The organism is Kribbella sp. CA-253562, from assembly GCF_050942265.1.
Classification (GTDB): domain Bacteria; phylum Actinomycetota; class Actinomycetes; order Propionibacteriales; family Kribbellaceae; genus Kribbella.
In genome coordinates this window covers 5,706,574-5,728,726 of record NZ_CP192049.1, presented here as the reverse complement: position 1 = coordinate 5,728,726, position 22,153 = coordinate 5,706,574, and the positions used below count along the sequence as shown (strand labels likewise).

Annotated in this window: 16 protein-coding genes; 8 read left to right on the top strand and 8 right to left on the bottom strand. The window is 68.4% G+C overall.

Annotated features, from left to right (window positions below; genetic code table 11):
- Positions 1 to 16 precede the first annotated feature (16 nt).
- Both ACQPXM_RS26970 and ACQPXM_RS26965 read right to left on the bottom strand, forming a co-directional pair.
- On the bottom strand, positions 17 to 3,115 hold the full coding sequence (locus ACQPXM_RS26970) for a DUF3427 domain-containing protein (RefSeq protein WP_432938304.1): 3,099 nt from the start codon (positions 3,113 to 3,115) through the stop codon (positions 17 to 19).
- 225 nt (positions 3,116 to 3,340) lie between these two features.
- Positions 3,341 to 4,333: an SDR family oxidoreductase gene (locus tag ACQPXM_RS26965; protein WP_432938301.1), complete on the bottom strand. Its 993-nt coding sequence runs from the start codon at positions 4,331 to 4,333 to the stop codon at positions 3,341 to 3,343.
- A gap of 145 nt (positions 4,334 to 4,478) precedes the next feature.
- On the opposite strand from ACQPXM_RS26965, the gene ACQPXM_RS26960 reads away from it, so the two are divergent.
- The 3 genes from ACQPXM_RS26960 (at position 4,479) to ACQPXM_RS26950 (ending at position 8,096) form a co-directional block, all read left to right on the top strand.
- Positions 4,479 to 4,694 (top strand): hypothetical protein, encoded by a 216-nt coding sequence (locus ACQPXM_RS26960; RefSeq protein ID WP_432938299.1) that lies wholly within the window; start codon positions 4,479 to 4,481, stop codon positions 4,692 to 4,694.
- Between the two features lie 120 nt (positions 4,695 to 4,814).
- Positions 4,815 to 5,174 carry an effector-associated constant component EACC1 gene (locus ACQPXM_RS26955; protein ID WP_432938297.1) on the top strand — a complete coding sequence of 120 codons (360 nt, stop codon included), beginning with the start codon at positions 4,815 to 4,817 and terminating at the stop codon, positions 5,172 to 5,174.
- A 3-nt stretch (positions 5,175 to 5,177) separates the two neighbouring features.
- Positions 5,178 to 8,096 carry a caspase, EACC1-associated type gene (locus tag ACQPXM_RS26950; protein WP_432938293.1) on the top strand — a complete coding sequence of 973 codons (2,919 nt, stop codon included), beginning with the start codon at positions 5,178 to 5,180 and terminating at the stop codon, positions 8,094 to 8,096.
- 69 nt (positions 8,097 to 8,165) lie between these two features.
- Here the strand turns inward: ACQPXM_RS26950 and ACQPXM_RS26945 are convergent, their stop codons facing one another.
- Positions 8,166 to 9,299 carry an epoxide hydrolase family protein gene (locus ACQPXM_RS26945; RefSeq protein ID WP_432938290.1) on the bottom strand — a complete coding sequence of 378 codons (1,134 nt, stop codon included), beginning with the start codon at positions 9,297 to 9,299 and terminating at the stop codon, positions 8,166 to 8,168.
- Positions 9,300 to 9,358: 59 nt separating this feature from the next.
- Here ACQPXM_RS26945 and ACQPXM_RS26940 point away from each other — a divergent pair, with 59 nt between their 5' ends.
- Entirely contained in the window at positions 9,359 to 10,327 is a 969-nt protein-coding gene (locus ACQPXM_RS26940; protein WP_432938287.1) for a helix-turn-helix transcriptional regulator, read from the top strand.
- Positions 10,328 to 10,333: 6 nt separating this feature from the next.
- Here the strand turns inward: ACQPXM_RS26940 and ACQPXM_RS26935 are convergent, their stop codons facing one another.
- The gene (locus ACQPXM_RS26935) at positions 10,334 to 11,002 is read right to left on the bottom strand and encodes a response regulator (protein WP_432938284.1); all 669 of its coding nucleotides are present in this window, start codon (positions 11,000 to 11,002) and stop codon (positions 10,334 to 10,336) included.
- Positions 10,995 to 13,379, bottom strand: a complete 2,385-nt coding sequence (locus ACQPXM_RS26930; protein WP_432938281.1) for a sensor histidine kinase — start codon at positions 13,377 to 13,379, stop codon at positions 10,995 to 10,997. Before ACQPXM_RS26930 ends, ACQPXM_RS26935 begins: the two co-directional genes overlap by 8 nt.
- 160 nt (positions 13,380 to 13,539) lie before the next feature.
- Between ACQPXM_RS26930 and ACQPXM_RS26925 the strand changes: the two genes are divergently transcribed.
- From ACQPXM_RS26925 to ACQPXM_RS26915, 3 genes are read left to right on the top strand one after another with little or no spacing between them, the layout of a single operon-like run.
- The gene (locus ACQPXM_RS26925; RefSeq protein ID WP_432938278.1) at positions 13,540 to 13,893 is read left to right on the top strand and encodes a hypothetical protein; all 354 of its coding nucleotides are present in this window, start codon (positions 13,540 to 13,542) and stop codon (positions 13,891 to 13,893) included.
- Positions 13,890 to 14,561, top strand: coding sequence for a DUF4386 family protein (locus ACQPXM_RS26920; protein WP_432938275.1), 672 nt, complete (start codon positions 13,890 to 13,892; stop codon positions 14,559 to 14,561). Before ACQPXM_RS26925 ends, ACQPXM_RS26920 begins: the two co-directional genes overlap by 4 nt.
- A gap of 58 nt (positions 14,562 to 14,619) precedes the next feature.
- Positions 14,620 to 15,411 carry a methyltransferase domain-containing protein gene (locus ACQPXM_RS26915; protein ID WP_432938272.1) on the top strand — a complete coding sequence of 264 codons (792 nt, stop codon included), beginning with the start codon at positions 14,620 to 14,622 and terminating at the stop codon, positions 15,409 to 15,411.
- Positions 15,412 to 15,422: 11 nt separating this feature from the next.
- Here ACQPXM_RS26915 and ACQPXM_RS26910 read toward each other — a convergent pair whose 3' ends face one another.
- Positions 15,423 to 16,481 (bottom strand): alpha/beta hydrolase family protein, encoded by a 1,059-nt coding sequence (locus tag ACQPXM_RS26910; RefSeq protein ID WP_432938270.1) that lies wholly within the window; start codon positions 16,479 to 16,481, stop codon positions 15,423 to 15,425.
- Between the two features lie 118 nt (positions 16,482 to 16,599).
- A complete protein-coding gene (locus ACQPXM_RS26905; RefSeq protein WP_432938268.1) occupies positions 16,600 to 20,025 on the bottom strand; it encodes a S8 family serine peptidase in 3,426 nt (1,141 codons plus the stop codon).
- Positions 20,026 to 20,227: 202 nt separating this feature from the next.
- On the opposite strand from ACQPXM_RS26905, the gene ACQPXM_RS26900 reads away from it, so the two are divergent.
- Positions 20,228 to 21,208: a helix-turn-helix transcriptional regulator gene (locus tag ACQPXM_RS26900; protein WP_432938266.1), complete on the top strand. Its 981-nt coding sequence runs from the start codon at positions 20,228 to 20,230 to the stop codon at positions 21,206 to 21,208.
- 53 nt (positions 21,209 to 21,261) lie between these two features.
- On the opposite strand, the gene ACQPXM_RS26895 is transcribed toward ACQPXM_RS26900, so the two are convergent.
- The gene (locus tag ACQPXM_RS26895) at positions 21,262 to 22,071 is read right to left on the bottom strand and encodes a hydroxypyruvate isomerase family protein (protein WP_432938263.1); all 810 of its coding nucleotides are present in this window, start codon (positions 22,069 to 22,071) and stop codon (positions 21,262 to 21,264) included.
- Positions 22,072 to 22,153 lie beyond the last annotated feature (82 nt).

Below are 22,153 nucleotides of genomic sequence, written 5' to 3'. Positions count from 1 at the left end.
GGCTTCTGAATGGCCGTCAGGCGACCACGCAGGCAGCCTGGAACATATCCGTGGGCATCGGGTGGTGCAGCTTCCAGGTGATGGCTATTGGTCGGTCGCCAGTGTGATTGGTGTAGGTCGCTGGTCCCAGGAACAAGTACGGCGAAGTGCCGAGCTCATCGCTCTTGTGAGGCCGGGCGAAGATCAAAATGTTGGATTTCAGTTTCCTGTGGTTCAGATATCGCTGGCCAGTCATGGACGAGACCGAGGTTGTGCTCTGCGACTCCCAATGGAACAACTCGGGACTGATTGCATAGTCCTGGTACATTGTGGTCGGTGAGTAGTCTGCCTCGGATTTGTTCAGCGTCACGAAAAAGGCATCAATAGAGCTCTCCTTCAACGCGAGCACGCCTTCGCGGAAGTTGCTCGGGGGGCGCTGAATGCTTGCGTGGTTGAGTGCCGCGAGGATTTCCTCCCGCTGATAGCGGGCGTGGATACGCAGGCTCAATCGCCTCAGCGGACCTACGAGCACCTGCGCTCGGTGCCGGGCTTGGTCCATCGCATAGTCGATGACTTCTAATAGCTCGTCGCGGAGCGCCTGTTCTCCTCGCAAGGCGTCGAATCCTTGCTGGTAGGACGCGAAGCCGCCGCCGTTCGGCCAGAGCGAGAAGAACAGCATCCGCGCATAGTTCCGTTGTGACTCGTCGAGTTCAGCGTAGGACGGTGCGCCATCGATGATGAGATTCCGATAGGCCTGAGTTCGCTCGACATCATCGACATGGGCCAGAGCTCGAACTCGCCTGAGCAGCGCTGGCTCTAGCTCACCGCCGGCTCGAGTCGGGAGTCCGGCATCTCGACGCAGCGTGGTCCACGTGCGCTCACGTCGGAGTACGTCGCTGAGTTCGACGCCAGTCTCCACCAGGAAGGTTGGAAGAGTCTGGTCGCCATGGTCGCGTAGTTCGGTGACGAGGTCCTTCCAGCGACTACCGATCTGGAAGCGCACGTTGTCGAGCACCGTTTGTTGGGCGACCTTGTCAAGGATGATCTGGCAACCCGCCGGGAGGAAGGGGAAGCCCTGCAGTAACTGTTTCTCAAGCCCACGACGGGTATCTCCTGTCAGGGCCCGAAAGCGCCGGTCGAAACGGAACTCCTTCCGCTGATTTCCGACAAAGTCGAGGGCGGTTAGAACTGGCTTACCGCTGGCCTGTCGGAGGCCCCGGCCGAGTTGCTGAAGAAATATTGTTGGGCTCTCGGTCGGCCGAAGGAATAGGACCGTGTCTACCTCCGGGAGGTCCAAGCCCTCGTTGAACAGGTCGGCAGCGAATAGCGCGTTGACCCGCCGCGCTCTCAAGTCTTTAAGTGCTTGCTCCCGATCCGCGATCGATGACTGGCCAGATACTGCCTTGGCTGGGATGCCGGCTTCTGAGAAAACCTGAGCCATGTACTCCGCGTGTGCGACGGACACGCAGAATCCCAGGGCGCGCATCTTGTTGACATTGGTGATCTTGTCGCGCACTTCCCGCAAGACAATGCTCGCCCGTTTACTGTTGCCGGTGTAGAGTTCGCTCAATTGGTGGTCGTCATAACGGCCTCGTTTCCAGTCTAGACCGGTAAGGTCAGTGCCGTCAGCGATGCCAAAGTAATGGAATGGGCACAGCAGGTCGTCAGACAGCGCATCCCATAGGCGCAACTCGACGGCCGTTCGACCGCCGAAGTAGCTCTGCACATCGAAGCCGTCTGTACGCTCCGGTGTCGCCGTGAGGCCGAGCAACTCTTTCGGAGTTAGATGTTCCAGCAGTGTTCGGTATGTCTTTGCGGCCGCATGGTGGAACTCATCAACGACCAGGATGTCGAATGCTTCACGTGGCATCGCGGTGACGTCGTCGACCGAAAGTGACTGAATCGAGGCGAAGACATGTCGCCAACGCTCGGGTCGAAGTCCGGAGTGGTACTCCTCGCCGAACGACGCATCGCTCAAAACTTCGCGGTAGGTCCGGATCGACTGTTGGAGGATCTCTCGCCGATGGGCCACGAACAGCAGCGATGGGGCGGGCTTGCCTTGGCACTCGGCCTCGTCCCTTAAGCGACGGTAGTCGAGAGCGGCGATCACAGTCTTGCCAGTGCCAGTTGCCGCTACCACCAGATTCCGATGCCGGTTGTGGACCGAGCGCTCGGCCTCGAGGGTTTCTAACATCTCTGCTTGGTAGGCGCGTGGTCTGACTTCAAGGCCGGCGAGTGAAACTGTGCCTGCACCAGCGGTCCTGTCGCGCTGCGACTGTGCGAGCGCATCGTCGAGTCGGTCGCGGTCACGCTCAGGGTCGTACGGCTCGAAGCTTGGATCGTTCCAGTACGTGTCGAAGGTGGCTGCGAACTTGTTGAGCAGACTGGGGGTGCTGATCCGAGAGAGCCGAACGTTCCACTCGACGCCATCGAGTAGCGCCGCGCGAGAGAGATTGGACGATCCAACGTAAGCCGTATCGAACCCGGTCGCTCGGCGAAAGAGCCAGGCTTTAGCATGCAGTCGCGTGCGGAGGGCGTCGTACTGCACCTTGACCTCGGCGCCGAAGTCTCGGACAAGCCGGTCTAATGCCCGCCGGTCAGTCGCACCCATATACGTCGTGGTGATGACTCGCAGAGGTGCGCCACGGAGTCGTAATCGCTTCAGTTCAGGCTCGAGCACGCGCAAGCCGTACCACTTGACGAAGGCGCAGAGCAGGTCGACTTCGTTCGAGGAATCGATCTCGGCGCGCAATTCGGTGCCGAGCGCAGGCTCGCCGTGAGCGTTGGTCAGGAGCGCCGCATCCGAGAGTGGTGTGCTGGGGCGAGTAAGAGCGACTGAGTAGACGCCAGGGCCGGCGGCCTCCCCGGCGGCAAGGAGTCGCTCGGGCCTTGTCTCGGGAAGAGTGTCGGTGTGCGACTCCAATTCGGCGAGCAGGCCGTTGACGATGGCGACCCGCTTGCCCTCGTCGCGCGTACCTGAAAGGACCCTGAAGATCGCGTCCCGAAGGTGTCGAGACAGCACCTCCGGCTGATCGGCCTCGTCGATCTTGCCAAAGGTCGGTGTTAGCGCGTCGGACTGGCGTAGTGCTTCGAGTAGTCCGTCCGTCACGAGCGCGTCGTAGATCCCTGGCTTCATTCCGTCACCGCCACGCGACGATCTTGTCAGATCTGGCCGGCTGGCGCGGCATGGTCGAGAACTGAGGCGGGAACCGTGCCTCGATTCGCTGGTCTGCCTGTGACGTCCGAAGCGTTTGAGTGGCGAAGGTTCAGCCTCTCGGCCCTCCGCTGATGAGCGACGCCCGGTGTATCCGTGGATGCCGATCTTGAGGTGCGGGCAACCAAGGCGCTGGTGATCCCTCGGTCAGCCGGCCACCTTGGCCAAGAGGCGGCCGGCTCGATTCGCGAGCGCGTCGACGGTTTCCGCGATGCGCGCGACAGGCGGCGACAACGTGAAGGCCAGCTGCTTGCTCACGGATTTCGCCTTGTCGTCGAAAGCGCCGTGGGAGCCGTGGTCGCCGGGGACCGGGTCGTACAGGTTGTCCGGGCGGTCGTGGGTTTCCGGTTCGTCGACCTGCTGGCTCTTGAAGCCGGTTTTGCCGAGGAAGGCGTCGAGCAGGGGAGCGGCGAGGCGTTCGCCGAGGATCGTGTAGACGGTGGGGAAGCCGACCCAGACCTGGCGGCGCCGGTGGTGCGCGGCGTGCCAGATGGCCTCGGCGGCGAGTTCGGGCTGGAAGATCGGCGGGACGGGCTGGGCCTTGTGGTCCAGTTTCGAGCGCTGGATGCGGAACTGCGGGGTGTTCACGGCGGGCATCTGGACCTCGGTGATTCGCACGTTGCTCTCGTCGTGCAGCAGTTCGCAGCGGATCGAGTCGGTGAAGCCCTGGATCGCGTGCTTGGCGCCGCAGTACGCCGACTGCAGCGGGATCCCGCGGAACGCCAGTGCCGAACCGATCTGGACGACGACGCCGCGGTCGCGCGGGACCATGCGCTGCAGCGCGGCCCGGGTGCCGTTGACGAAGCCGAGGTAGGTGACCTCGGTGACGCGGCGGAACTCGTCGGGCTGCAGCTCGAGGAACGGCCCGAACACGGTCGCCATCGCGTCGTTGACCCAAACGTCGATCGGACCGAGTTCCTGTTCGATCCGCTCCGCGGCCGCGTCGATCGCCTTGTCGTCGCTGACATCGGCCTGTATGGCGAACGCCCGTGCGCCCGCGAGCCCGACCTCGGCCTCGGCCGCGGACAAGCCGTCACCGCCGCGGGCGATCAAGCCCACGTCGTACCCACGCTCAGCGAACAAGCGCGCACACGCCCGCCCGATCCCGGCACTCGCACCTGTGATCACCACGACACTCATGTCCGCCCGGTTCCCACATCGCATCCGTCCAACGCGTGACCTGCACGACGTCCGGTTCCTGCCGTGCCGGTTTCGGACAGCGCCGAGGACTCCTGCGCGGCGACGGCGGCTGCTGGTATTGGGGCAATTGGTGTGAGGAGGAGCCGTGGACAACACAGTCCGGCGCAGCAGGGTGCGGGTCTGGTTCGGCGAACACGTGATCGCGGACTACTGCGCCGAACCCCTGCTCGCCGAGCGCTACGCCCAGGCGATGGCCCGCCGCTTCGCCGGTCTTCGCGTGACGAACGAGCCGCTCATCGGCGAGGGTCCAACGGATCGACCGCTGCCCGACGAGCGATTGTGGGGGCTCGGTCCGCAGTGAACCGGTAGGCGGGCGCTCCCAGGTCTGGTTCGCACACGAACGGTCGTCGACCAGTGCTTGTGCGTGGCAACCCGCGAGAGGATCATGTGGCCCGAACAGCCGGGACAAGGTGGGGGTGCTGTGGGGGCGTGGGTGGAGGTCGTACTGCTGGAGGACGATCCCGAACTGGCCGACCGGGAGGTTCGGCAGCTACGACGCGAGTTGGCCGCTGAGTTCGACACCCGATCGGTCCCCGTGATCGCGCCAGGGGGAGCCAAAGGCGACGCGGCAGCGATCGGCGCCGTCGCGGTGGCTCTCGGCGGAGCCGGCGGAACAGTGTCGCTACTGGTCACCTTGCTGAAGGACTGGCTCGGTCGGCGACGAGGGTCCGGAGCGGTGCGGTTGACGGTGGACGGGAACTCGATCGAGCTGGATCGGGCGACCGTCGACGAGCGGCAGCAGTTGATCGAGGCGTTCCTGCGGTCGGCCGGAGAGAAGTGACCGATGGCTCGGCGGTTGGCCTTGCTGGTGGCCACGTACGAGTACGAGGACTCGGGGCTGCGACGGCTGACCAGTCCGGCGCAGGACGCCGAGGCGCTGGCGGCGGTGCTCGCGGATCCTGAGATCGCCGGGTTCGACGTCCGGACCTTGATCAACCAACCCACGCATCGCGTCGGCGAAGCGATCGCGGAGTTCTACGCCGGCAGTGAGCGCGACGACCTGACCCTGCTGTACTTCACCGGGCACGGACTGAAGGACGACAGTGGCCGGCTCCACCTGGCCCTGGCGAACACCAGACGGGACAACCTGCGGTTCACCGCGCTCTCGGCGCAGTTGGTGGACGAGGCGCTGGAGGACGGCTCCTCGCGGCAGAAGATCCTGATCCTCGACTGCTGCTACAGCGGGGCGTACGCGACACAGCAGTACGCCAAGGCCGATACCGCGGTGCATACGATGGCCGCGCTCGGCGGGCGAGGCCGAATGGTGCTGACGGCATCCGACTCGACGCAGTACGCGTTCGAGGGCAGCCTACTTCACGGCGCCGCTCAGCAGTCGGTGTTCACCCGGCACCTGGTCGACGGCTTGCGCAGCGGCGACGCGGACCTGGATCGCGACGGCGACATCACCGTGGACGAACTGTACGACTACGTCTACCGCCACGTCACGGCAGAACAGCCGAACCAGCGACCGAAGAAGCTGAGCAACGTCGAAGGCGAGACGGTCATCGCCGCGAACGTGCGGTGGTCGTTGCCCGAGGCGATCACCACGGCACTGGAGAGCCCGTTGCCGGCCGTTCGGCAGTCCGCGGTGTCGCCGCTCGCCTTGTTGCTGACAGCAAACAACGAGCGAGTACGGCGGACTGCCCGCGCTCGGCTCCAGGAGTTGCGGGACGACGACAGCCGGGCGGTCGCTGCCGCCGCGGAGGCAGCGCTGTCGCCCCCGACCCCCAATCGGGAGGCCCGGTCGTCGCCGAGCCCTCCAGGCATCATGCCAACCGTCGAACGGCCGGTGCCACTCGTCGAGCCCGGACCACCGGAGCTCTCCCGGCCTCCGATGTCGCAGGCACGATCGCCATCGCCGTCGAGTGGGATCTCCGGCGAACCAACGCTTCGGACGGTCCTGCGGACCTCGGTACGGCGCTGGCGATCGCGGCTTCATCGGCCGACCGTCTTGTGGCCGATCTTCGCCCCCAGTCTGCTCGGCGCGATCGCGGCAACCCTCGCCGCGATTCTGGTCGTGCGGCAGGCGCTCGGTGCCGAGCCGGTGAACGACCAGGTCGTTCGCTATCTGGTCGCCGTCGCGATCCTGCTGTGTGCCGCGGTGGTCCTGCACGTCTGGAGGCCGTCGAACGCCGCGGCGTTCTTGGTCGGCTCATTAGGCGGAGCCGTCGCTGGTTCGGCGCTGCTAGGGGCCTGGTGGTCCCAGCTGAGACCTCTGGTACTTCCACTGAAGGAGGAGGCGGGTTTGGTCACGTCGGCGGTGATCGCGCACGCCGCGTGGCTGGCTGCCGGCATCGTCGGTCTGGTCGTGCTGTGGCGCTCTGACGGCACCACTGCGCGGCGCGCTCTGTCGCCTCTCGGTAAAGCGATCGTGCTCACCGGCGCGGCGTCCGCGTTGATTGTCTTGCTGATCCTGTTCTTCTCGTACCGCCAGGGCGCCAGTTTCCACATCGCCGCGCGGACCGTTCCGATCGTGCTCGCTGCCGAACTCGCGCTCGCCGGTCCGCTGCTCGCTGCTTCGATCAACCAGCGACGAACATTCCTGGGCGGCTGGGTGCTCGGAGGGTTCGCGCTCTACCTCGGGCTGTTCGGGATCTTCGAAGGCGGATCGCGGATCGAGATCCTGGAGAGCGCGCTCTACGGATGCTGGCTGGTTCTCGGTGTCCTGGCCGTCCGCTGGACGTCGACGTCGGCCGGAGAGCGGCCCGGCCGGTGGCGTCCAGTCGTCGCGGCGCTCCTGGTCCCTCTCGTGCTCGGCGGCGCGACGGCCTTCGCCGTCCCCGAGGCGCCGAAGACGCCCGTCGCGCTGGGGCTGGTGGTCAGTCCGGCAAGCGACTATCTGTACGCCGCGGATGTCGTCAACGGCACAGTCGTGAAGGTCAGCACCACAACCCGCGAGCAGATCGGCGAGGCGCTCGTGGTCGGAGACAAGCCGAGCCGGATCGCGATGTCGCCCGATGGCAGTCGGCTCTACGTGAGCAACTCGGGTTCGAGCTCGGTCTCCGTCGTCGACACCGGCGCCTGGACGTTGCTCGGCTCGTCCGCGGCGGTGGCGCCCGAACCGCTTGATCTCGAACTGAACGTGCCGACCAAGCGGTTGTACGTGCTCAGTCCCGAGAGCGAGACGATCACGGTGCTCGACACGACCACGATGAGAACGATCGGCGGTCCGATCGCCACCGGACCAGCTCCGTCGGACCTTGCGGTCAGCCCGGACGGCCGCCGGTTGTACATCAGCGGCAAGGACACAGCTTCTGTCGCGGTGATCGACACCTCCACGCGCAGCCCGCTGCACACCCCGATCGAGGTCGGCGCGACGCCGGAGGAACTCGTCTTCGGACTGGACGGCAACCTGTACGTGGTCGGCGGTACGGCGTACGCGGTGATCAACACGAAAGTGGAGCGCTCACGGCCGACGCCGCGGGAGTTGCCGGGCAGAGCGCGGGTGGCTGCGGTGAGTGCGGACGGTGAGCGGCTGTTCGTGCTCGCTTCGAGAACGGACAACACGCAGGCCGTCGACGTGGTCGACATCGGCAGCGGCAAGACAGCTGGGGCGTTCGAGAGCGACGCCGGTCTGCTCACCGGCCTGGCGGTCAGCCCCGACGGGCAGCGGATCTACGTCAGCCGACTGTTCGAAGAAGGCATTCTCGTGCTCGACACGAGCGGCCCGAAGGCTGTCGGCGTGATCAGCCTGGACGGCTGATCCGGGGGCCCGCACACAGCCTGGCGGGGCGTCTCCGATGGAGACGCCCCGCGGGTGGTGAGGATCGGGTCAGCGCAGGTTGCTGAAGAACTTGCGGAGGTCGGCGGTGACGTCGTCCGGGCGCTCGAGTGAGGCGAAGTGGCCGCCGGACTCGAAGTTGCTCCAGTGGACGATGTTGGAGTTGTCGCGTTCGGCGAGCGGGCGGATGGTCTTGAAGTCGTCGGCGAAGACGGCGACGCCGGTGGGGGCGTGGTTGACGGCGGGTTCGGTGCCGGCGTTGGCCTCTTCGTAGTGGTAGCGGCCGGCGGTGGCCGAGGTGTTGGTGAACCAGTAGAGCGAGACCTCGGTGAGGATCTGGTCGCGGCTGACCAGGCTGGTGCCGTTCCCGAAGTTGTTGAACAGTTCGTTCCAGGCGAGCTGGCCGACCGGGGAGTCGGAGATGCCGACGGCAACGGTCTGCGGGCGGGTGGAGTTGATCGCGTTGTAGCCGCCGACGGACTGGAACCACTGCAGGTGCTCGAGCGCCGCGTAGTCCTCGGGGGTGAACTTCTCGAACTCGGCCGGGTCGCCGGAGGGGAACGAGAAGAGCTGGAGGACGTGCAGTCCGAGGAAGCCGGGAGGGTTCAGCAGGCCGAGTTCGCGGGAGATCATCGCGCCGCCGTCGCTGCCGTGGGCGCCGTACGAGTCGTAGCCGAGGCGGCGCATCAGCTTGTCGAAGGTGCGGGCGACGCGGGCCATCGTCCAGCCGCGGTCGATGAGCGGTGTGCTGAAGCCGAAGCCGGGGATCGACGGTACGACGACCGAGAACGCGTCGGCTTCGGTGCCGCCGTGCGCGACCGGGTCGGTGAGCGGGCCGATCATGTCGAGGAAGTCGACGAACGAGCCGGGGTAGGTGTGCAGCAGCAGCAGCGGCGTCGCGCCCTCGACGGCCGACGGGACGTGCAGGAAGTGGACCGTCTGGCCGTCGATCTCGGTCAGGTAATGCGGGAACTCGTTCATCCGGGCCTCCTGCGCCCGCCAGTCGAACCCGTTCTGCCAGTGGTCGACCATCTCGCGCAGGTAGTGGTTCGGGGTGCCGAGGTCCCAGTTGTCGCCGGGGGCCGGCTCGGGCAGCCGGGTCCGGGCCAGGCGGGTCTGCAGGTCGTCCAGGTCGGCCTGGTCGATCGTGACGGTGAAGGGCCGGATGCTCTCGTTGTTGTTCATGGCTCAACCGTAGAAGCCGTATAGGAACGTTGGATTCCTATTTGTGCGATGATTTTCAGATGCGTGAGACGTCGTCGAGATTGCTGTCGTTGTTGTCGCTGCTGCAGACCAGGCCGGCCTGGACCGGGGCCGAGCTCGCGACCCGGCTCGAGGTCAGTACGAGAACGATCCGGAACGACGTCGACCGGCTCCGCGAGCTGGGGTATCCGATCGACGCGACCCGCGGGCCGGCCGGGCACTACCAGCTCGGAGTCGGCGCGAACATGCCGCCGCTCCTGCTGGACGACGAGGAGGCGGTCGCGGTCGCCGTCGGCCTGCGCACCGGCGCGGGCGTCGCCGGAATGGAGGAGAGCAGCGGACGCGCTCTCGCGAAGCTCGAGCAGGTCCTGCCGCACCGGCTCCGGCGGCAGGTCAACGCGATCCACACGACGCTGTCGAAGGGCCCGGACAACACCGGCTCCAACGTCGAGGATCCCGAGGTGGATCCGGTGCTCGTGACGACGATCGCCGCGGCGATCCGCGACGAGCACTACCTGCGCTTCGAGTACGCCGTACCGGAGGCCGAGCCGGGCCTCCCGATCGTGGTCGAGCCGTATCGGCTGGTGAGCTGGCAGCGCTACTGGTACTTGGTCGCGCGCGACGAGAAGGGGGCCTGGCGCACCTATCGGGTGGACTGGATGACGTTGCGAATGGCAACGGGACGGCGCTACCAGCCGCGGCCGATGCCGGACGACGACTACACGGACTTCGTTCTGCGCGACGTCGCTACCACGGGGTGGAAGGTGCACGCCAGGATCACCGTGTTCGCGTCCGCCGAGGAGGTGTTGTCCCGGATCCACGCGGCGGTCGGCATCGTCGAATCGGTCGACGAGAACACCTGCGTGCTGGTGACGGGGGCGGAGTCGCTCGAGGTGGTTGCCGTGTACATCGGAATGCTCGGCATCGACTTCCAGGTGACGGCGCCGGCGGCGCTGGTGCAGCATCTGCGGATCATCGGAGAGCGGTATCTGCGGGCGGTCAGTTCGTAAGATCGCTTATCTCGTTGGCCCCGGCTGCTCGCGGCCCAGGCCGGCGTCGCGGGCGCGGACGATCGCGCTCGGGCGATCGGCGACGTGCAGTTTGGTGAAGATCGACGAGACGTTGTTGGCGACGGTCTTCGCGGCCAGGGACAGCCGGGTCGCGATCGCTGGGTTGGACAGGCCGGCGGCGAGCAGGTCGAGGATCTCGTGTTCGCGGGCGGTGAGCTCGGGGAACGGAACCTCGGTGGCCGGCGGAGCCGCGAACAGGGCGAGGACGCGCCGGGCGACGCCGGGGCCGAAGATCGCCTCGCCGGACGCGACGGCGTGGATCGCGCGGGCGATCTCGTCCTGCTCGGCGCCCTTGACCAGGTAACCGCGGGCGCCCGCGCGCATCGCGGCGAACACGGAGTCGTCGTCCTCGAACATGGTCAGCACCAGAACGGCGACGTCCGGGGCCGAGCGGGCCAGTTCGCGGGTCGCGGCGAAGCCGTCCAGGTCGGGCATCTGCAGGTCGAGCACGGCGACGTCGGGGTGGTTGGTCAGCACCTCGCGGATCGCCTCGCGACCGGTCGCGGCGACGCCGACCACCTCGATGCCGGGCAGGGAGGTGAGCAGCGCGGCCAGGCCGGCCCGTACGACGGGGTGGTCGTCGGCAAGGACGACGCGAATCGGGGTCTCACTCATCCGGGACCGCCGAGCGGCTGGTGGAAGTCGTCGCTTCCAGGGCGTCCCGGCGGTCCCGCGCGTCCCCGTCCCGGGCATCCCGGCTGCTCCCGTCCCGGAGGTCCCGGTTCCGGGCGTCCCCGTCTCGGGTATCGCGGCTGTCCCCGTCCCGGAGGTCCCTGTTCCGGGCGTCGCCGTCTCGGGCGTCCCGGCTGTCCTCGTCCCGGACCTCCCGGCCGTCCCCGTCCCGGCCATCGCCGTCCCGGATCTCCCGACCGTCCCGGACGGCCGCACGCCCCGCACCGAGGCTTCGCGCCGCCGCGTCCGCTTGCGGTTCGAGCAGGCTGCCCGAGTGCTGCTCGATCATCTGACTGGACGACGCATCGCCGTACAGCGTCAACGGGAGCCAGGCCGTAACACGACCCCCGGACGGCGTCGGCCCGGCCTCGACGCGGCCGCCGAGTTCGGTGGCGCGGTCGCGCATGGCCTGCAGGCCGACGCCGGGAATCCACGGGCCTTGCGGCGGGCCGTCGTCTTGGATCTCGAGCTCGAGGCCGGATTCGCAGCGCAGGGTGAGAACGGCGGTGGTCGCGTGCGAGTGCCGTACGACGTTGGTGAGCGCTTCCGTCGCGATCCGGTACGCCGCGACCTCGAGCGCGGCGGGCAGCGCGGGCAGTTCGTCGGCCTCGACCCGGACGCGGATCGAGGCGCCGTCCGCTCGCCAGGACAGCTGGTCGGCTCGCTGGCGAAGGGCGCCGACCAACCCGACCTCGTCCAGTGTGGGTGGTCGGAGGTCGTCGACCAGGCGGCGTACGTCGGCGATCGCTGTGCGGGTGTCGGTACGGAGGCTGCGCAGGAGCTCCGAGGCGCGGGCCGGGTCGGCGGTGACGAGGTTCGCGGCGGCGTCGGCGGTGAAGGCGACGCCGGTGAGGGCCGGGCCGAGGCCGTCGTGGAGGTCGCGGCGGAGGCGGCGGCGTTCTTCTTCCCGGGCGGAGACCAGTTGCTCGCGGGAGGCCTGCAGTTCGGCGGAGAGTCGGGTCGCGTGGACGGCGACGGCGAGCGGAACGGCGACGAGGGCGAGTACGTTGCGGTCGGCAACGGTGAGCTCGGATTCGCCGGGGCGGAGGCCGATCAGCAGGGAGCCGACCGAGGTGCCGCCGTAGGAGAGGTCGAGCGCGACGATTCGGCCGGTCCCCGAATCGGTCCGTGGGTCGGTCCCGGAGGGGATCGTCGTCCCAGGCGTCTCCAGAGCGACATACGGAAACCGCAGCGCCGACCTGATCGCCGCGGCGACGGTGTCCAAGCCGCCGCTCGGATTGGCGGACAGTTCAGCGCCGATCCGCGAGGCGACCCGAGCCGGGTCGCGGCGGTCGCCGTACATGGCACGGTCGACCAGCCGTTGCAGCCGAGGCAGGACCGGTGCGATCAGCAGCGCGACGACCACGGTCAGCGCCGCCGAGCGGCCGAAGCGGGACGAGACGAACGAGTCGGTGAGCGCGACCAGCAGTACGTAGGTGCCGATGGCAACGAACGACAGCAGGCCCCAGGCGATGGCCCGGGAGACGACCAGCCGGATGTCGAGCAGCTGGTGCCGAACGATCGCGACCGCCACCGCGACCGGGACGAGTGGGATCGCGAGCAGCACGAACACCGGCGTACCGGCGATCAGGGCCCACGGGATCATCAAAGAGAGCGCGATCACCGCTGCCAGCAGCAACCACAGCAGTTGCCGGCGGCCCGTTTCGGTGGCGCGGCGGTAGCGGATCACCAGGCACGTGATCGCCAGCAGGAACGCGAGCAGACCGCGGAGCTCGGTGGCCGTCCAGAGAGGTTGCAACGCCTCGTACGACGGCAGCGCGAGATACCCCGTCGGACCGCCTTCGAACGGAGCTGAGCCGCCCGTTCCCATCTCCAGCGCGAACAGCGGTGACGTCAGCACGATCGCCCAGGCGACCGGTCGCCAGCGCGGCGAGAGCAGGCGCCCGTCGGGGAACAGCAAGAGCGCGAGCGGCAAGAACAAGCCGATCGACCACGGCCAGGCCCATTCGCTCACCGTCATCACGGCACGCTGCAGCCCCATCGGTGCCGAGGAGTCGTACAGCAGTTGCAGCAGCGGTGCGCCGGCCGCGGTCGTCGCGTGGCCGATCCCGTCCGCGAGGAACAACCAGCCGATCGGGTTGGCCGGGCGGTGCCAGGCGATCACCGCGCCACAGGTGCCGAACGCGAACCCCATCAACGCGTTCGTCACCATGAAAGCGTCGAACGCGTCCCGCACAGACCAGCCCGCGAGCACGCTGAGGACGACCGCGGCGATCACTTCGACCGCCGTCAACATCCCCAACCCCGCTGCCAGCCGTCGCCGGCCGGGCAGCCATGCCCGCGTCACGGCCCTCGTCATGGCCCCAGTGTGCGCCCGGAGGTGTCCCGGCGTCCCGGGATCGCGCTCCCTGGGTTTCCGGGCGATTTCCCGGTTCACCGGTGATCGCGGTCTCCGGCGCGAGAGTCCGGTCCGGCGGCAGGCTGATCGGCAAGTGGAATCGTCGAAGGGGGCGAACGTGATGTCTGGAAGGTTTCGATGGGGGCTGGTGCTGCTCGCGGTGCTGTCGGTGGGGGACCTGGCTGGTCCGCTGCTGACCGACGGAGAGCATCCGCCGATGGAGATCGCGCTGCTGGGTGCCGGGCTCGGGCTGGTCAGTCTGGTCCTGGTGGTACTGGCGTGGCGTGGACGGCGGTGGGCGGTCGTGCCGCTGATCGTCGTACGGGTGCTGTCGGCGGTCGCCGCAGTGCCGGCGTTCTTCGTGGACGACGTCCCGGTGGGTGCGATGGTGGCGGCCGGCGTGGTCGTCGGGCTGACCGCCCTGGGGGTGGCCTTGTTGCTCGTGCCGGCGCGGGAGCTGGTGAGTGCGCGATGACGACGGTTGCTGAGGTCGCGCAGCCGGTGGTAGCGCGGCGGTGGACGGTGTGGGCGACCGCTTTGCTGTTGCCGGTGGGGCCGTTGGCGGTCGCCGTCCTGCGGTACGTGCTGCCGTACGACACGGTGGACGACAGTTCGACGATGGTGCGCAAGGCGATCGCCGAGCCGGGCAGGGCGTCGCTGGTGCTGTGGTTGGGGTTCGTCGCGGTGCTGACGTTGGTCCCCGCGGCGTACGCGGTCGGCCGGATGACGCGGTCGCGGACACCACGGCTGACGGCGGCGGCGCTGGTGCTGCTGGTTCCGGGGTATCTGTCGCTCGGGTGGCTGGCCGCGAGCGATCAGTTGCTGTGGTTGGGCCCGGAGGCGGGCTTGGCCGCGGGTGACGTGATCAGGCTGTACGACGCGGCGCATCCGACAACGGAGATCGCCGAGGTGTTCTTCGTCGTCGGGCACGTGGTCGGAACGATCCTGCTGGGAGTCGCGCTGTGGCGGTCGCAGGTGGTCCCGCGCTGGGCGGCAGTGGCGGTGATCGTGTCGCAGCCGATCCATATCGTGGCGGCGGTCGTCGTACCGAACCACACGCTCGACCTGTTCGGGTGGGGGTTGCAGGCGGCCGGATTCGCAGCCGTCGGGTGGGCGATGGTGCGCGGGAGCCGGTTGCCGTGATGCGCGGATCGCGGCGGCGGGCCGCTTGGCGGGGTTACCTTGGTCGTGGGGAGGGATCATGACCAAGACGCATGCGGTGGGGTTCAAGCGGGGGGACGGGGCTCAGTCGGACGCGGCACGGCTGGTGTGGATCCTGGATCAGCTCGCGCAGCGGTCCGCCGTACGGGTGTTGAAGGCGTTCGCGCTCGAGCAGCTGGCGCCGCGAGCGGGAGACGTCGCGCTGGATGTCGGGTCGGGGACGGGCGAGGACGTCGCGGCGCTGCGGGATCTCGTCGAGCGGGCGGTTGGTGTCGAGCCGCACGAGGGCCTGCGCGCCGAGTCGGTACGGCGATTCCCAGGGCTCGAGGTGGTCGACGGCGACGCGCTGGCGTTGCCGTTCGAGGACGAGTCGTTCGACGTGATCCGCTGCGAACGCGTGCTCCAGCACATCGCCGAGCCGTCCCGCGCCGTCGCGGAGATGGCTCGCGCACTACGCCCCGGCGGCCGGATCGCGTTGATCGACACCGACTGGGGTACGGCGCTGCTGCACCCGGTGATCCCCGACATCTACGACCGGCTGACCGCCTCGATGCTCGCCGACTCCCCGAACCCGTACTCCGGCCGCACGCTGCGAGCCCTGCTCGTCAACGCGGGCCTCAACGTCACCGCCGAAACCGCCGCCACGTGGATCGAGTCCCAGGACGGCGCCCGCCAGGGCGTCGCCCCCGCCATGATCGAGGCCGGCGCCGCCGGCGGCGTCATCACCCCCTCCGAGGCCGAAGCCTTCACCCACACCCTCACCGAAGCCGCCGCCCGCGGCGCCTTCCACATGTCCCTCACCATGTACGCCGTGACGGCGGTCAAGCCTTAGGACGTGTCTCCCTAGACCCCGTACTGCTTGAGGAAGCTGACCGTGCGGGCCATTGACGTTGGCCAGGCTGGGCCGAAAGCGTGTTCTTCGCCCGGATAGGTGTACATGGTGGCGTTCTTGCCGGCCTGTTTGAGGGCGGCGAGGGTTTTGGTGGACCAGGCGATGGGACAGGTCGAGTCGGCGGTGCCGTGGTGGATGAGCAGCGGCTCGGTGACGCGGTCGAAGGAGTTGATGGGGGAGACGTTGCGCCAGAACGCCGGGTTGCGGGACGGCTCGCCGTGGGCTCGGAGGATCGCGCGGGAGGCGGTGGTGTCGTTGCGGGTCCAGCGGTTGAAGTTGTCGGCGGTGTCGGAGCTGACGGGGGCGAAGACGACTCCGGCCTTGACCAGGCCGGGCTGGGTGACGAGCACGTTGTACGTGATGCCGCCGCCCATCGAGCGGCCGAGCAGGCCGATGCGGTTCGGGTCGACGGACTGCGAGGTGCGCAGGGCGAGAACGGCGTTGATGACGTCCTCGGTGTAGCCCAGGCGCAGGTTGACCTCGGAGTTGGGGTCCTTGGAGGACTGGGCGTGATTGCGGTAGTCGGTGTGCAGGACGACGTAGCCGCGGCGGGCCAGATAGTCCTGCTCGCGCATCAGGCCCCGGCCGTTGGTGTAGATGTCGAGGTCGATGTGGCCGTGGGCGAGGACCAGCGCGGGATGTGGACCAGGCGTCGACGGGATGATGAGGATCCCGGAGATCGTCAGTGACCCGCTCGGATACGTGACGAAGTATCGCGTGTACGCCGCGTTGCGGGCCAGCACGCGGCCGACCCGCAGCGTGCCACCGGGATACTTCTTCGCCGCCAGCGCCTGCAGCGACACCGGGTTGGGCGCGGGAGCCGACGGCGTCGGCGTGGAAGGTGGTGGAGTGGCAGGCTCCGGCGGAGGGACGGATGACGGGGCGGGTGTGGAGCTGACCGCCGTACTGGGAGTGGACGCAGGGGATGCCGCGTCGTCAGGTGTGGTGCAGGCGACCGCAGCCGTCATCCCGAGCGCGGCGAGCCCCGCCCACGTCATCCGCCGGTTCATGGCTCCAGTTTGTCGCGCACCGGCGAAACTCGGTCGAAAATCCCTACAACGATCGGTACGACGAAAGCGGCCGGCCCGGTCAGGGCCGGGCCGGCCGCGGTCAATCAGCGCTGGTGGTTCAGCGCCGGACGGTCAACTGGGTCGTGAGCGGGCCCAGCGTCAGGGGATGGGTGCCGACCGCCGGGCTCCGGAAGGTGAAGATCACCCGAGTGTCCCGATTGCTGCGGAGAGCAACGTCTCGCTCCGCGACGACTCGGCCGTCCAGCTTCAGCGTCGCGGTGTAGGTGCCCGCCGCCTCGCCGACGTTCTTCAGCCAAGCGGTCGCGATCACCCATTGACCAGGGCGGACCTTCGTCGGCGGCACCAACAGGTCCGTCAGCGCCCAGCGGGCTTCCGGGCCGGCGGCCAGGTCGTGGACGAAGATGTCCGAGCGGTGGTTGGTGTCGCCACCGACCAGATTCGTCGAGGTGCTCTGGAAGGCGACGTACCGGCCGTTGCTGCTGAGGTTCGGCAGCTCGGAGCGCCCGTCGCCCTGGACTCCGAGCGGTCCGCCCGACACCGACGTCGTGGTCTTCGCCGCGAGATCGCGGACGAAGATGTCCGGCTTCGCGTTCGTGTCACCGGCCACGAGGTTCGTCGCGTCGCTGTAGAACGCGACCTTGGTTCCATCCGCGCTGATGGACGGCGCGAACGACCAGTCATTGCCCTCGGCCCCGGACGTCGCGACCGAGGCGAGCTCGGCCTGGCCGGTCCGCAGGTCGAAGACGTGCACGTGGTTCGCCCACGACGGCGCGCTGCGGTTCTCGAACACCACCTTGGTGCCGTCGGCACTGATCAGCGGCGACGAGTACTCACCGGCGAGATCCGGGTCGGCGATGCGGCGAGTGGTCCCGGCGACCCGGTCCCGGACGAACAGGTCGCGCTGGAACTCCACGTCGTCGCCGGTCAGATTGCTCGCGTCGCTGACGAACGCGACGTACCGGCCGTCGGCGCTGATCGACTGCTCGCGGGAACCGCCGTTGCCGCCGGATCCGTCCGGGGCGACCGAGATCCGCTCGGTGGTCCCGGTCTGCAGGTCGCGGACGAAGACGTCGGTCTGCCCGTTGGTGTCGCCCGGGACCAGGTCGTCGGCGTCGCTGTTGAACGTGACGTACCGGCTGTCCGCGGTGAACGACGGCGGCCCGGACAACCCGTTGCCCGGAGCACCTGACGGCGTGACCGAGACGAGCGTCGTGGTCCCGGTGGTCCGATTGTGCACGAACGTGTCGGTCTGCCCGTTGGTGTCACCGGCCACGAGGTTCGACGCCCCGCTGTTGAAGCCGACGTACCGGCCGTCGGCGCTGAGCGTGGGGGAGAGCGAGAAGCTGTTGCCCTGCTCACCGGTCGACGAGACCGAGACGCGCTCGACCGCGCCGGTGCGTTGGTCGGTGACGAAGACGTCGAGATCGTTGTTGGTGTCGTTGGCCACCAGATTCGACGACGCCGTGGCGTACGCGACCAAGCTGCCGTCGGCGTTCAGCTCCGGCCACCAGATGTCCGAGTTGCCCTGGGCACCGGCCGCCGAGACCGAGGGCCGCTCGGTCGGGAACGGCTTCGGCAGCGCCAGGTCGAGCCGCCCCTGCGTCCGTACGGCGACAGCGCCGGGCGCGGTCCGGGAGATCCCGGGCGCGTTCGCGACCACCTGGTACTTGCCCTCCGGTACATCGCGGATCGTGTACCGCCCGTCCCGGCCGGTTGTCGCGACCAGCTTGTCGGGCACGTCCTGCACCTCGACCGTTGCTCCCGGCACCGTGCTGCCGGTCGGACCGTAGGTCACCTTGCCGGTGATCGTGCCCCAGCGGGTGCGGTCGAGCTCGACCCGCAGCTCGGTGAGCCGATCGGCCTTGACCGTGGCGGTGGCCGTCGTGGTCCGGTAGCCGAAACGGGAGAGCGTGATCTTGTACGTCCCCGGAGCGACCCGCAGCTCGAACGTGCCGGTGGCATCCGTGCTCACCGCGCGACCGCTGGGCAACGTGACCGTCACGCCGGTCAGGACCTTGCCCGACTTGTCGTCCTTGACGACACCGCGGACCCCGCTCTTCAGCCCGGCCTCGTTGACCGCGGCGAAGGCGTCGATCCGGCCGCGGCCGAACCGGTCGTTCGGCAGGGCGCCGTACCGGCTGTCGTGCACCGACGTGCCGGCGAGGATGTCGAGGGCTTCGTCGACCGACAGGTCCGGGCGGGCCTGCAGCATGAGCGCGACCGTGCCGGAGACGTGCGGCGTGGCCATCGACGTACCGCTGAGCTCGCCGTACGAGCCGTCGGGCAGCGTCGAGTAGACGTCGACGCCGGGCGCCGAGATGTCCGGTACGACGAACGACGCGGGCCACTCGCTCGGCGCGTCGATCCAGTCGGTCCGCTGGACGGTGCCGCCGCAGGACCAGTCCGGGACGTCGTCGTTCGCGTCGGTCGCGCCGACGCTGACCGACTCGTACACGTTGCCCGGGCTGGAGGAGCCGCCGGGCAGGCACTCGTTACCGATCGCAAAGGCCGGGAAGACGCCGGCGCGGTAGATGTTGCGGACGGGCTCGATCATCTCGTCCTCGAAGCCCTCGGCGCCCAGCGACATGCTCACCACGTCCGCGGGCTCGCCAGCCGGCTTGCCGTCGGCGTCGTACGGTGCGATCGCCCACTCCATGCCGGCGATCACCTGGGCCAGCGAGCCGGTGCCGTTCGGGATGACCAGGCCGGCCATCAGGTCGGCGCCGGGGGCAACACCGATCCGGGTGCCGGAGGCATTGCCACCGGCAACCGTTCCGGCGACGTGGGTGCCGTGGTAGCTGCTGTCGTGCGGCTGCGAGTGGATCGGCTCGCCGCCGCTGCCGAACTCGAGCCAGCCGCCGGGGTGCTCGGGATCGTTCGGGTCGGCGCTGACCAGCTTGCCGGCCAGGTCTGGATGGTTCGGGTCGATTCCGGTGTCGAGGATCGCGACCCGGACGCCCTCACCGGTCAGGCCGCGCTCGTTCTGCACTCGGTCGGCGCCGATCTTGGTCAGGCCCCAGGTGGTGTCGTCGGTCGCGGTGGTGGCGACCGGCTTCTGGTCGGGCGCGGTGAGCTCGAAGTTCGGGATGATCCGGTCGACGAGGTCGTTGGTGGCCAGCGCCTCGAGGGTTTGTGGGGTGGCGCGGACCAGCACCATGTTCTTCAGCCAGAACGTGCTGACCACCTCGTCGCCGAGCGCGCGCACGATGTCGAGCACCGGCCGCTGGGTCTCGGCGGCCTCGGCCTCGAGTTCCGCGGGGACCTGCTCGGGGCTGGTCGCTGCCGGAGTGGTCGAGGTCAGGACGACGGCGGCCTCGACGCGCCCGTTCGCCGAACGCTGGGTCCGGGCGGTGTCGAGCAGCGAGGGGTCGATCTTGCCGCGCGCCCGCTCAGAGGTGACGGCAGTCACGGCGGCCATCGACGTACCCATCGGTGGGGCAGCGGAGGCGAGGGACGGCGTGAGCAGCAACACGGCCGACGCGGCGAGCCACCACCGGGCGGGGTGACGGGAGGACTGCGACATGGGGACTCCTCAACAATGGCGCGCATGCCGACGGCGGGCCGCGCGAGGCGCGGTCCGTGCGGGTACGGCCGGAAATCAGGCGGAACAGAGGCCGGGCGGACAGTGACCGGTTCAAGAACATTGGCATCGGAACTATGCACTGACAAGCTGTTCCGGCGACGACTTCCGGTCAGGTGACGGGTTTACGACAAGGGGTGGAGCGGTGCTGGAGACGATCGGGCTGGGACCAGCGGACGAGGAGATCTACCACGCGCTGGTCCGGCGCTCGCGGGCGACGGTTCCCGAGCTCGTGGCCGACACGGGCAGCCCGGCTTCGGCCGTACGCCGGTCGCTGGCGCTGCTGGTCGACCTGGGGCTGGCGTCCCGGCCCAACGGCCGGCCGGTCCGGTACGTCGCCGGTTCGCCGGACAGCGCGCTGGAGTCGATCCTGCGGCAGCGCGAGAGCGAGTTGCACGAGGTGCGTGGACATGTCCGGACGCTGATGGAGATGTACCGGGCGGGCTCGCGGTTCAACCACCCGGGCGAGTTGGTCGAGGTGATCTCCGGCCGGGACGAGGTGAACCACCGCTGGGTCGAGATGCAGCGCAACACCCGGAGCGAGATGCGCGGCTTCGACCGTCCGCCGTACGCCGCTCCGCAGGCGCACACCGAGTCGAATCCGGTCGAGCTCGACCTGCTCCGGCGCGGGGTCAAGTACCGGGTGATCTACGACCGGTCGGTTCTCGAGCTGCCCGGCTGGTTGGCGGACGTGACGCGCGGGATCAAGCACGGCGAGCAGGCCCGGATCGCGCCGGACCTGCCGATGAAGCTGGGCATCTCCGACGACCGGCTGGCGATCATCCCCTTGCTGCGGACTGGGGACGACGCGGTCACGGCGTCGTACCTGATCCATCCGTCGCCGCTGCTCGACGCGCTGGTCGCGCTGTTCGATCTGGCGTGGGAAAGGAGCGTGCCGGTGCGGTTGAGCGCGCTGGACGTGGAGGAGGTCGGGGAGACGCTGTCGGCGGAGGAGGTCAAGCTGCTGACGCTGCTGGCCTCGGGCGCGACAGACAAGGCGGCGAGCCGGGCGCTCGGGTGGAGCGAGCGCACGGTGCAGCGGCATGTGATGCGGTTGTCGCAGCGGGTGGGGGCGCAGACGCGGTTCCAGTTGGCGATGGAAGCGACTCGCCGCGACTGGATCTGATTTCTCGCCTGCGGGGCGAGATATCAACAGAACAACGGGAAGCGAGGTAGGGGTCAGGCGCTGGGCAACCAGCCGAGGCTGCTCGCGGTGTCGACAGTCGGCTTGTACTCGGCGGCGACCACGCCCGAATACCCGGCGGACTTCAATGCGTCCAAAGCCTCGACGATCGGCAGAGCCCCCGAGCCCGGCTCCCCGCGGCCGGGGGAGTCGGCGAGTTGCACGTGTGCGAGCCGGGAGCCGAGAGCCGACGCCGTGGCGACCAGATCCACGCCGTTGCTGCCCAGGTGGAACGTGTCGAAGAGCAACGACAGGTTCGGCACGTCCTTCAGCGGACCGTCGAGCAGCGCCAGTACGTCGTTTGCCGTGAGCAAGGGATAGCGCCCGTTGAGCCCCTCGGTCAGCGGCTCGATGAGCACAGTGCCGCCGAAGCCCTCGACGGCCGCCGCGGCCGAGCGGATCGCCTCGACCGCGCACGCCTCCTGCTCAGCGGGTGACCACCGGTCGTCGAGCTGCCCGTAGAGCAGGTTGAACAGCCGGCACCCGGTCCGCTCGGCGATCTCGACCATCGTGGAGATGTTCGCCGCAAGCTCCTCTTGCCGGTCCGGATGCGAAGCGACACCGCGTTCACCGCCAGGAATGTCGCCGCCGTAGAAGTTCAGCGCGCTCAAGGTGACCCCGGCCGACTTCAGTGCCGTCACCAGCAGGTCGATCTCGGCCGGCGACGCGGTCGGCCCGGGGAAGGGCCACCACGACTCGACCAGCCGGAACCCGCTGCGCGCCGCCGCGGCGTACCGGTCCAGGTAGGGGAGCTCGGTGAAGAGCATCGACACGTTGGCGCTGACCTCGAAGCCGCGGAAATCCATGCGAAAAGGCTAACACCAGCTCTTGCCACTCATGCAATCTTGTCTAACAATCTTCCCAAGCCAACTCCAGGAGGAACCGCCG